Genomic DNA, 11,897 nt, shown 5'->3' on the forward strand with positions numbered 1-11,897 from the left:
TAATAAAATTATTTTTTAGTAGTTTATGAATAAAACTCAACAGATTTTGATATGTTTTTGGCTCTTATTTCATCTTTATTTTTTACAATTTCACCATCTTCATCAATTCTTATTTTTTGTCTTTGATGGTTTGATTCTTGTTTCTCTTCTTCTTTTGCTAATAATTTTTCTTCTAGTTTTTTTAGTCTGCTTTCAAGTATAATAATCTCATCTAAAAGAAGGTTTTTTTCTATAATTAAGCCATTTGCCTCATTCTTGATTTGCCCCATTCTTTCTTTATAGGCATTTCTCTCTTTTTCGATAATATTGTTAAAATCTTTTAAATTTTTATTCTCTTGCTCAAGAAGAACAATTTTTTTTACCAAAATAAGATTTTCACTCTTTAGCCTTTCTGAATCTTGCATAGCAAGACGGCTTAGAAGTTCATAGTTCATCAAAAATCCTTTAATAAAGATTAATATTATATTGTTTGGCATAATCATAGCAAAAAAATAGGTAATTTAGCATAAAAGTATATTATGCTAAAATCTTGCAATTTTTTTTCAAGGTTTATGATGATTACAATTGATGTTTTAGTTTTGTTAGCTGTTGTTGGTTTAGAAGATAGAGATAAGTTTGAAAAGCATGTAAAAAAAGAGGGTTTTATAAGAGTTCCTAATGAAGATTTTGTATATACAGGAAACTCTACAACTACAACTTTTGCTACAAAATCTTATATTTTGGAAGTTTTTAAAAAAGGTTTACAAAAAAGTGGTTTTGAAGCTGCCTCTTTAGTTTTTTTACTAAATGAAACTCCATATCCAACATATATTTATGATAAAAATACAAATGATTTTGAATTAAGTGAAGCTAATAAATAGTGAAAAATATATATGAATTTTTAAAAAATCTAAAAGATCAAAAGAGTTTAAAAAGGTGTCAACTTCTAATAGTAAATGATGACTCACAAGCTCAAATAGCTTCAAATATAGTATCTTTTCTAGGTTTTAAACCATTTGTTTTAGCTGATTTTAGAGCAAATTTTAAGGATGATTTACTCTCTTTTAGTGATGAGTTGCAAGATATTACAAAATCTTTACAAGATTTCTACTCATATAAAAAAGAGGACAAAATACTTATTTCACCTCTTAGAACAATATCATTTCCTATGCCAAAAAAAGAGTGTTTTGATGAATTGAAAATTAGTTTTGCTGATAATCTTGATTTAGCTTTGTTTAAAGATAAACTTTATAATTGGGGATACTATTTTGTAGATATTGTTACAAGTTCTGGAGAGGTTTCTTTAAGAGGAGATATTTTTGATATTGCACCACTTGGAAGTGATTTTGGATATAGAGTAAGTTTGTTTGATAATGAAGTTGAAAGTATTAGAAAGTTTGATATTGAAGATCAAAAATCACAAAAAGAGGAGCTTGAAAGTTTTACAATAACACCTGCTTTTTTGGCTTTAAACGAAGATAGTTTTGAAGAACTAAGTTCTAAAATAGAACTCTCTTCAAGTGATGCTTTTGTAAAAGATATTCACTCTTTAGGATTTTGGTATTTAGATGATTTAGCACACTATTTACCACAAAATATGGATTCATTTATTACACAAGAGGCATTAAATGAACTAGATGAAGCATATATTTTTGAAGAAAGAAGATTAAATAAAGATAAGTTTTTAACTATCCCACAAATATATTCAAGTAAAGAGTATAAAGAGATAAGCCCTTCAAATATAAAAGAGTTTATCTCTTTTCATAAAGATAAAAAGATTACTTTAATAACTACAAGTGAAGCAAGAGTAAAAGCTCTTGATTTGCCACTTGATGATAAAGCTATAAAGTATCATTTTAGTGATGAGATAATAAATCTTTTAGGTAACAATGAATTAATAATTTCTTTAAATAAAGAGATAAAGAAAAAGAGAAAAAAAAGAGTAAAACTAGTTGTTGATGAGTTGGTTCTTAATGATTTTGTAGTTCATGAAAAACATGGAATTGGAGTTTACAAAGGAATTGAGCCAGTTACTATAATGGGGGCAAAAAGAGATTTTGTAGTAATAAATTATCAAGGCGAAGATAGACTTTTAATTCCTGTTGAAAATATTGATACTATTGATAGATATATTGCAGATGGTGAGAGTTATGCGATAGTTGATAAACTTGGTCGTGGAAGTTTTGCAAAATTAAAAGAGAAAGTAAAAGATAGACTTTTTGAAATTGCAAATGATATTATAAGACTCGCAGCGGCACGTGAACTTGTAAATGGAATAAAAATCTTTGTAGATGACTATTTGATAAAAGATTTTCAAGCATCTGCTGGATTTAAATATACAAAAGATCAAACTAGAAGTATAAATGAGATATTAGCTGATTTAAGTAGTGGAAAAGTTATGGATAGGCTTTTAAGTGGAGATGTTGGATTTGGGAAAACAGAAGTCGCTATGAATGCATTACTTGCTGTTATAAATAGTGGATATCAAACAGTTTTTGTATGTCCAACTACACTTTTATCAACTCAACACTATCACTCAATTTCAAAAAGATTTAAAGAGTTTGGAATAGATGTTTATAAACTAGACGGAAAAACTAGTGCAAAAGATAAAAACAGTATAAGAAATGGTTTAGAAGATGGTTCTATAAAACTTGTAATTGGAACTCACTCTTTACTTGATGTAAAAACTTCTAATCTTGCACTTGTAATAATTGATGAAGAGCATAAGTTTGGAGTAAAGCAAAAAGAGAAACTAAAAGCTTTAAGAGAAGATGTACATATTTTCTCAATGAGTGCAACACCAATTCCAAGAACTTTAAATCTAGCCTTATCAAAACTAAAAGGAATGAGTACTCTTTTGACACCTCCTAGTGAAAGATTGGGAGTGAGAACTTTTGTAAAAGAGTATAGTGATGCTTTAATCAAAGAGGTTATTTTAAGAGAAAAAAGAAGAGGTGGACAACTTTTTTATGTTCACAACAATATAGCTTCTATAGAAGCTAAGAAAAAAGATTTACTTCAAATTGTCCCAAATATAAAAATAGAGATTATTCACTCTCAAATAAAAGCAGATGCTACAGAAAAAATAATTGAAGCTTTTGAAAACAAAGAGTTTGATATTTTACTTGCAACTTCAATAGTTGAAAGTGGAATTCACCTACCAAATGCAAACTCAATAATAATTGATGGAGCAGATAGATTTGGAATTGCTGATTTACATCAACTAAGAGGAAGGGTTGGACGAAGTAACAAAGAAGGTTTTTGTTACTATGTAGTTGAAGATAAGAGCAAAATAACACCTGAAGCTATAAAAAGGCTTGTTGCTTTGGAGTCTAACTCATATTTGGGAAGTGGAACTGCACTTGCTCATCAAGATTTGGAAATAAGGGGCGGTGGAAATATTATAGGTGCTGAGCAAAGTGGACATATAAAACAGATTGGTTATGGTTTATATCTTAAAATGCTTGAAGATACCTTGGCAGTTTTAAGTGGAGAAATAAAAACAAATGAGCAAAATATTGATATAAAACTAGCAATTTCTGCATATATTAGTGAAGATTATATTAGTGAAGATAGAATAAGACTTGAACTTTATAGAAGACTAAGTCGTGCTATAAGTAAAGAGACTTTATATGAAATTGAAGAAGAGATGGAAGATAGATTTGGTAAACTAGATATTCCAACAAAACAGTTTTTAGAGTTAATTTTAATAAAAATTCTAGCTATTGCTAAAGAAATAAATCAAATAAGCTCTTATGAGATGAATATAACTTTTGTCAAATCCAATGGTGTAAAAGAGACAATCAAATCTAGAAGCAAAGATGATGATGATATTATAAGTGCCACTTTGGAGTATTTAAGAAAATAGATTTCTAGGGAAAAATTGTGTTTAAAAATAGTATTGAAACAAAAATAAATATTGATTCTAATACAAAAAGTATTTGGCAAGAACTAATAAATTTTGAAGAGTATAAAAACTGGAATCCAGCTATGAATGAAGAGTTGAAAAAAAGAGTTGAAAATAAAAACACAAATATTAAAAATAAGAACTCTTCAAAATAGTGATTTAAATGATGTTTTTGCTATAAATTTAGCTTGTACTTTAGATGATGTAGTAATTGGAGAGATAAATTTTGGAATATACAGATTAAAGAGTGTGTTGAAATAGGTTATTACTTTAATACTAAGTATGGCAATAAAGTTTATGCAATGAAAGCTTTAAAAACTGTTGTAAAATATCTATTTAGAAACAAAAATATTCATAGAATACAAGCAAATATGGATGCAAGAAATTTACTATCAGCTAAGTTTTGTGAAAAAATAGGAATGAGAAGAGAAGCTCATTTTATAAAAGATTTTTATAGTAAAGGTTAATGGACAGATAGTTTTATTTATGGAATGCTTTTTTGGATTTAGATTATAAATAAAACTTTTCAAATATTATATAAACACATTTTTTGGATAAAACATTCTAATTAAAGTTAATATTAAACAAATAATAATGTTTATTTTAAAATCAAACTCAAAATTAAAAAATAATGTTACAGAATAGTATATGCATGATGCTAGAGAATACCAAAAAATAATTAAAATGGACATTACAAAAAATCCTCTAATTATTGTACCTGTTGAACTATTCATTGTTACTCTTTTTCAAATTTAATATTATTTCTTGAATTTGCCTTCTATGAATAAATGTGTGCATGTACATAAAAATACTCCAATCAAAATTATTGAAATTCACAAACCAAGGGTGTTTTTTTGTTGATATTGATTGTTTTTTCTCTAAATTATTAATCATATTATAATAAGAGTCATAAAACTTAAAGAAGCTCTCTAGTATCTCTTTATCATTTTTAAAAGGTTTTACATCTTCTATTTTAATATCATTTTGAGGGATATTTTCTTTACTTAATGATTCTATAGTGCTTTTAACTAAAGAACCAGCTATTATAAGATGTTCTAAAACCATGGAAATTGAAAATTGCCTACTATCATCTTCAATAGCAAAAGTTCTATTTATGATAATCTGTTTTTGTAATTCATTTTGTGATAATTCTTTTGTTAATTTTCTAATTATTGATACTTCTCTTTTTAATAAAAATAGTGCAATATTCCATGTAAAAAATGTTCTTAAGGCTGGAACAAAAAAAATTTTTATAAAAAGTCTTTCAATGTTAGGAAGCCCAGAACCAGGTTTTTGTAATTTCATTTTAATCCTTTTTTAAATTATAATTTTATAAATATTAACTATAGCTTAATTTTAGAGTATTTACTCTAAAATTAATATGATATAATTTTCTTATGAATAAGAAAAAAGTATCTTTATTAAAAGAAAAAATTAAAAGTATCTCTTTAGAACTTTTTAATTCAAATGAAACATTAAGCATAACAACTAATCATATTGCAAAATCTTTGGGAATTTCAGTTGGTAATTTATATTATCATTATAAAAACAAAGAGGACATAATTAAAGATATATATTTGCAAATGTCATCAGAATTTGAAGATTTAAATATATTTGATAATGTAATGAAAAGTAAAACTCCTTTTACTGAATTATCATTGATGTTTGATTTAATTGGTGAGCTTTTTTGGAAATATAGATTTTTGATGAGAGACTCTACTTTATTAATATCTCTTGACAAAAATTTGAAAGATTTATTTATAAAAAATCAAGAAAAAAGAATAAAACAAATAGAAATTCTTGTTGAATTTTTAATTTCAAAAAATATTATCAGAAGCATATCAAACGAAGAAATTAAAATGATTTCAAAAGTAAGTTGGTTTATTTCAGCCTATTGGCAAACATATATTTCTACAAATGGAGAACTTAGTAAAAATTCTATTAAAGAAGCAAAAGATTTAATTTTTAAGTTACATTTAGAGCCATTATTGGTAAATGAAAATTAAATATACAATTCAATAAATAGTTAAATTTATCATGAAAATAAATATAAGGATAAAAATTGAAACTAAATGAAATATAGTAAAATATTATAAATATAAAATAAGAAAAAGACTAACTCAATAAGAATTATAAAAAATTTGTAGAATAAGTATAATAAATCTTAGCTATAAAATAAAATTTCTAGTTATTAAACTCAGATTAGAAAAAAGGATAAAATATGGCATTTTAAAAAGAAGAAAAAGAAGAACTTTTAAAAGTCAAGTTTTTAGGTGAAACTGTAATAAAAAGATTTGAACAAATAGGAATTGACTCTTTAGAAAACTCCCGTTAAGCTAAAAAAGCTGTTTTAAATGCTATTTAGTTTGCAAGAGAAAAAATCTAAACTCTTAAAATATAAAAATGATAAAATTTCTTTACATTTTTACTAAAAAACTTTATAATGATAAGTAAATTTATCATTATGAGTTAAAGATGAAAAAAATATATGTAAATATAGATAATACAAATGTAGGTGAGTTATTTTTTGAAAAAGATAAAAATAAATATGGATTTAATTATTTAGCCAACTATAAACCAATCTCATTGATTATGCCTTATAAAAGCTCTTCTTATATTTGGAAATATAAACTTCACCCAATCTTTGATATGAATATGCCAGAAGGTTATCTTTTTGAATTTTTTAAAAACTATTTAACAAAAGAGTATGGATATATTGATGATTTTTTAGTTTTTTCTCATATTTGTTCAAATATTCAAAGTAGATTAACATACAAAAATGAGTTTGAAAAAAAAGAGTTTTTTTCTTTTGATTTGGATGAAGTTTTGCAAAATGATACACAAGAGACATTTTATAAAATCGTTACAACTTTTTTAAATAAAAATGCAATCTCAGGAATACAGCCAAAATCTTTGGTGATTTTAGAAGATAAAGAGAGTTTAATCTTAAAAGAATATATCATAAAAACTTGGGCAGATGAATATCCACAACTTGCACTAAATGAATATTTTTGTCTAAAAGCTATTGTTAAAACTGGAGTGAAAATCCCAAATATAAAAGTTTCTAAAAATGGTAAGTTTTTATTGGTAGAGCGATTTAATTATGATAAACAAACTGATAGTTTTTTAGGCTTTGAAGAGATACTTTGTTTACTTGGAAAAAATAAAGATGAAAAATATAGTGGAAGTTATGAACAAATATCAAAAGTGATTTATAGTGTTAGTACTCAAAAACTTGAAGATATGAAAAGCTTTTATAAACTAATAATCATGAATTATTTACTTAAAAATGGTGATGCTCATCTAAAGAATTTTGGAATACTTTATAATAGTGATTTTTCAAAAATATATTTTGCACCAGCTTATGATGTGGTAAATACAGTTGTATATTTTCATAAAGATAGACCAGCTTTAAGTATGTTTGGTAAAAAAGTTTGGTTTGGAAAAAAAGAGCTTGTTAAGTTTGGGATACAAAGCTGTTATTTAAATCAAAATGAAGCAAATGAAATATATGAACTTTGTATCAAATCTTTTAGAAATTCTATATTTGAACTTGAAGAGTATTTAAAAAGTGATAAAAATTTTGAAGAGATTGGAACAAAAATGTTAAATATTTGGAAGCTATCTCTTGATGAAAAAACGTATAAGGAGATACCAAATGAAACTGTATGAAATAGGGCAAAAAATTAAAGTTTTAAGAGAAGAAAGAAAACTAACACAAGAAGAATTATCAAATATTTGTGGAATAAGTAGAGTAACTTTAGGCAAAATTGAAAAGGGTGAACTTGGTAATACAAGTGTTAAAACTTTGGATTTGATTTTAGATAGTTTAGGTTTTGAAATAGAGTTTAAAACTAAACAAAACTTTGGACTTCCTAGTTTGGATGAGTTGTAGATGATAAATAAACAATTGTTTTGATAAAATAATTTATTATTTAAAAAATTGGAAACACAATGCGACTACTTTTGATCTACTTTTACAAAGATTTTGGAACTTTTGAAAAAGGTTCGATAATTCATCTATCAAAAAAATATAAATTTAGCATTGATAAAGAAAAATCTACGCTAAATGAATTTTATTTTAATAAAGAAGAAAATCCAAATTTTATTGATGATTTTTATTCAGAAAATAAAAATATTGATATTGGTGTACTTATTGGTGAAAATGGTACAGGGAAAAGTGTACTTTTAAACTCTATTAGAGATAAAAAAAATGATTATTCAATAGTAGTTTATGAAGAAAATAATAGTTTTTATATGATAGAAAATGATTTGTTTAAAATTGAAAAGAATGAAGTATGTAAAAGATTAGATATTCCTTTTAATGAAGATAATCATTTTACAGTTGAGATAAATAATAAAAAAGTAAATAAATGTAGAGCTTTTAAGTCAATTTATTATAGTTCAATACTAGAAAAAATAAATAAAAATCTAAATGATGATTTTGATATTTCAAATATGTATTTACTCAATAAAATAGAAGAAAATAGTTTAGAAAAAAAATTAGAATCATTAGAAATCAATGATTTACATAAGATGAATAATTTTAAATATGATATTAAAACAGATTTATCAGAAACATTTTTTGAAGATGCAAAAGAATTTATAAAAAATTCATATATTTTACTTTTTGAAAGAACAATGGATGAAATAAGAAATAAAAAAGATTCTGAAAAATTTGAACAGATTTATCATCAATTATCTGATTTTATTAGAAAAGATATCATTGAATTTTATTTGAATGAAAAAAATTTACATATAAATGAATTTAAAAATGATGAAGTATTACTAAATGAATATTTAGAAAAATATGAAAAAGAATTTGAGCGTTTTTTTATTATTGAGAATAAAGATAAAAATGAGATATTTCTAGAAGTAGAACAAAGAATGAAAATTCATAAAAATCAATTATTTGATGATGAATTTATAAATAAACTCTTAAAAATTGATTTTAATATTTCTAAGAAAAGTAATGAAGAAATAAAAATAATTTTAGATGAAATAAAGAAATTATTTAAAATATTTCATTCTCCATTTAAAGATAAAGATAAAGATGAAGAAACAATATTTAGGTATTTTAATATCAAAAAAAATCTCGAAACATGTATTGAAATAATAGAGTTTAAAACAAGAAATATCAAAGAAATAAAGAAAACATTTAATTTATATAAAATTTATTATTTATCTATAGAATTTGGTATTTTAGATGAGTTTATTAAAAAATTATTTATGGAAAATAAGATAAATGATTTAGTATTTCTTAATCACAAGGATAAAAAAGCTGTTATTAAATTAGACCGTATTGAATACCCTAAAGAAAAAACAATAAATGAAATTAAGCAAATTATTGAAAATAAGTATTCTTTGTTTTATGATGAAGTTATAAATGATTTTGAAAATTTGGATGTTGAGATACTTAAATTATTAATATTAAAAAAAGTAGAAAAATTCCTAAGAGAAAATAAAGATAAAAAAGATAATAGTTATATGACAATTTATGTTTATTTATCATACCTTTTAAAAAGTAAATTTCTTGAAAATTATGAAAAAGAATTTTTACATAAGAAACTAGAAAAAGAAAGAGATTTAATATTTGAATTATTAGTATTACATAATCAAAAATGTAAAGATATTAGTCCTATAATTAAACTAAATCCATCACCTAAAATAGATTTTGTTACATACTATGAATTTATAAAAAAAACAATTCCTCCTTTTAGTTTTACCTATCATCCTCCAATTTCTTCTGGTCAAAAAGCAAAAGAAGTTATAAATTCAAGAATAAATGATGCAATACAAAAAATTAATCAAGAAAACTCAAATAAAAATATTTTAATACTTTTAGATGAAGCAGATTTAAAACTTCATTTAGAGTGGCAAAGACAGTTTTTATATGATTTAATAGAGTTTTTAAATAGTTATTCAAATAATAAGTTTTATGTACTTTATGCCACACATTCACCGATGATATTATCAGATATTACAAATGATAGAGTTGTATTTTTGAAAAAAAGAGAAGATAATGCAAATTTTTCAGAAGATAAACAAGATTTTACAAAAAGCACTTTTGGTTCAAATATTTATGATATTTATAGTGATAGTTTTTTTGTAAATAATTTTATGGGTGAATTTGCACAAAATAAAATAAATGAAGTTATAAAAATAATTTATGAATATAAAGAGAAAAAAGGAAAAAATCCTGATGAATTTATGCCTAATGAAAAAGCTTTGAATAATTTAAAAATAATAAAGAATATTGGAGAACCACTTTTAAGAAATAAATTAGAAGATGAAATAAAATCTTTAGTTAAAGATGACATAATGGAGATTGTAAATAATTTAAAATATATGAAAAATGAAGAAATTGAAAAAGAGTTAGAGAAGTATTCTCAATTTACTCAAACAAAAGTATTGATGAAATTATTGGAAATTAGAATATGATTAGTGTCGAAAATAGTGTAGAAAAAAGAATTTTTCATTTATCAGGAAAAGAAAATGAGCCAAATTTTATAAAATTTAAAAATGAAATTATTGAAAGTATAAGAAATAATGATTATTCTAATTTACATACATTAAAAGATAATGAATATGCAAAGCAATTTTCAGTTTTTATTTTTTATGAAAAAATTCAAAGTCAAATATCAAAAATTTCAAATCACATAATTAAAAACCAATTAGAAAATTTAGAATGGTTCAAAGTATTAGTTGGAAATTTTGAAGAGATTAAAGAACTAATACAAAATAATGAATATATTTTAGCCCAAAGGAATCCTGAATTACCTGATTTTAAAAAATATAAAGATATTTTTGAAGATTTATATGAAAAGCAATTAAGTGGAAATGAAAAGTTAAAAAAACAATTTTTCAATTTATTTGAAAATTTAAACGTTTGTCCATATTGTAATAGAAATTTTGTAAGTCCAATTTATAAAGAAAATAGTATAGGTACAGATAATAAAAATCAATCACCTGATATTGAACATTTTTTTCCAAAATCAATTTATCCCTTTTTATCACTTAGTATTTCAAATCTTTTGCCATCTTGTGCATTTTGTAATAAAATAAAAAGTGATGTTGATACATACAAACATAATTGTTTAAGTCCTTATGAGATAAAAAATAGTGATTTTAGATTTGATTTTTGTTTAGAATTAAATCAGGTAAAAAAAGTGAAACTAATATCAAAAACTGATTGTAAAAACTCAGAAATTCTACATCTTGAATCTTTATATAATGAAGTTCATAGTAGATATATAAATGATATTTTTGAAAATGATTTAAAATATACACGAAAAAATAAAGAATTTTTAGATACATTTAAAATATTAACCGAAGATGATTATAAAAAAGTATTTAGAAATTATTATAAAGAAGAAGATTTTAATAAAAATCCATTATCAAAAATGACAAAAGACTTATATAATCAAATAAAAAATTTAAAAGGAGATAAAAGTTGAATTTTTATGAAAAAGAACAGAATATGCAAAACCTAAAATTTTCAATATTAAAAAAAGATGATATAAATGCTGTTGTAGAGATTATAAACAAAGCATATAGAGGGGAAATTTCTGGAAAGGCTTGGACAAGTGAAGGCAAAATCTTAAGTGGAATTAGAGTAAATGAAGATATGATAAAAGAGATTTTAGAAGAAAAAAATTCTAAAATTTATATTACAAAATTTGAAGATAAAATTGTAGGAACTATTCAAGCAAAATTAGAAAACAATTCTATTTATATAGGTTTGTTTGCTGTAAATCCTTATTTTCAAGGAAGTGGAGTTGGAAAAAAGCTTTTAGAATTTACTGAAAAATCTTCTATGAAGTTATACAATGCAGATAAATTTATAATGCAAGTAATCTCAATAAGAACTGATTTAATAGAGTTTTATAAAAGAAGAGGCTACAAAGTTACTAACTCTTTTTTGGAGTTTCCAAAATCTGAACTTTGGGATTTTAGAACTAATGAAGAGTTAAAATTTGTAGTTTTAGAAAAAGATATTTTAAGGTAGATA

Annotated in this window: 12 protein-coding genes; 10 read left to right on the plus strand and 2 right to left on the minus strand. The window is 23.5% G+C overall.

Annotated elements, in window-relative coordinates:
* Positions 1–23: 23 nt before the first annotated feature.
* Positions 24–434: a hypothetical protein gene (locus ACRYA_RS02060; RefSeq protein WP_105917662.1), complete on the minus strand. Its 411-nt coding sequence runs from the start codon at positions 432–434 to the stop codon at positions 24–26.
* 120 nt (positions 435–554) lie between these two features.
* Between ACRYA_RS02060 and ACRYA_RS02065 the strand changes: the two genes are divergently transcribed.
* From ACRYA_RS02065 to ACRYA_RS10830, 4 genes are all read left to right on the plus strand, one after another.
* Positions 555–860, plus strand: a complete 306-nt coding sequence (locus ACRYA_RS02065) for a hypothetical protein (RefSeq protein ID WP_105917663.1) — start codon at positions 555–557, stop codon at positions 858–860.
* A complete protein-coding gene (gene mfd / locus ACRYA_RS02070) occupies positions 860–3,847 on the plus strand; it encodes a transcription-repair coupling factor (RefSeq protein ID WP_105917664.1) in 2,988 nt (995 codons plus the stop codon). The genes ACRYA_RS02065 and mfd overlap by 1 nt, the downstream gene beginning before the upstream one ends.
* Positions 3,848–3,864: 17 nt before the next feature.
* Positions 3,865–4,041, plus strand: a complete 177-nt coding sequence (locus ACRYA_RS10710) for a hypothetical protein (RefSeq protein WP_165786094.1) — start codon at positions 3,865–3,867, stop codon at positions 4,039–4,041.
* Positions 4,042–4,188: 147 nt separating this feature from the next.
* The gene (locus ACRYA_RS10830) at positions 4,189–4,353 is read left to right on the plus strand and encodes a GNAT family N-acetyltransferase (protein WP_265735139.1); all 165 of its coding nucleotides are present in this window, start codon (positions 4,189–4,191) and stop codon (positions 4,351–4,353) included.
* A gap of 259 nt (positions 4,354–4,612) precedes the next feature.
* Here the strand turns inward: ACRYA_RS10830 and ACRYA_RS02085 are convergent, their stop codons facing one another.
* Positions 4,613–5,191 carry a hypothetical protein gene (locus ACRYA_RS02085; RefSeq protein WP_105917666.1) on the minus strand — a complete coding sequence of 193 codons (579 nt, stop codon included), beginning with the start codon at positions 5,189–5,191 and terminating at the stop codon, positions 4,613–4,615.
* A 92-nt stretch (positions 5,192–5,283) separates the two neighbouring features.
* Between ACRYA_RS02085 and ACRYA_RS02090 the strand changes: the two genes are divergently transcribed.
* From ACRYA_RS02090 to ACRYA_RS02115, 6 genes are all read left to right on the plus strand, one after another.
* Positions 5,284–5,892, plus strand: a complete 609-nt coding sequence (locus ACRYA_RS02090) for a TetR/AcrR family transcriptional regulator (RefSeq protein WP_105917667.1) — start codon at positions 5,284–5,286, stop codon at positions 5,890–5,892.
* A 469-nt stretch (positions 5,893–6,361) separates the two neighbouring features.
* On the plus strand, positions 6,362–7,558 hold the full coding sequence (locus tag ACRYA_RS02095) for a type II toxin-antitoxin system HipA family toxin (protein ID WP_105918352.1): 1,197 nt from the start codon (positions 6,362–6,364) through the stop codon (positions 7,556–7,558).
* Positions 7,545–7,781: a helix-turn-helix domain-containing protein gene (locus ACRYA_RS02100; RefSeq protein ID WP_105918351.1), complete on the plus strand. Its 237-nt coding sequence runs from the start codon at positions 7,545–7,547 to the stop codon at positions 7,779–7,781. Before ACRYA_RS02095 ends, ACRYA_RS02100 begins: the two co-directional genes overlap by 14 nt.
* 59 nt (positions 7,782–7,840) lie before the next feature.
* Entirely contained in the window at positions 7,841–10,327 is a 2,487-nt protein-coding gene (locus ACRYA_RS02105; protein ID WP_121443271.1) for a hypothetical protein, read from the plus strand.
* Positions 10,324–11,343, plus strand: coding sequence for a hypothetical protein (locus ACRYA_RS02110; protein WP_105918315.1), 1,020 nt, complete (start codon positions 10,324–10,326; stop codon positions 11,341–11,343). The genes ACRYA_RS02105 and ACRYA_RS02110 overlap by 4 nt, the downstream gene beginning before the upstream one ends.
* Entirely contained in the window at positions 11,340–11,894 is a 555-nt protein-coding gene (locus ACRYA_RS02115; protein WP_228199771.1) for a GNAT family N-acetyltransferase, read from the plus strand. The genes ACRYA_RS02110 and ACRYA_RS02115 overlap by 4 nt, the downstream gene beginning before the upstream one ends.
* Positions 11,895–11,897: the final 3 nt, after the last annotated feature.

It is taken from the genome of Aliarcobacter cryaerophilus ATCC 43158, assembly GCF_003660105.1.
In the GTDB taxonomy this organism is placed as follows: domain Bacteria; phylum Campylobacterota; class Campylobacteria; order Campylobacterales; family Arcobacteraceae; genus Aliarcobacter; species Aliarcobacter cryaerophilus.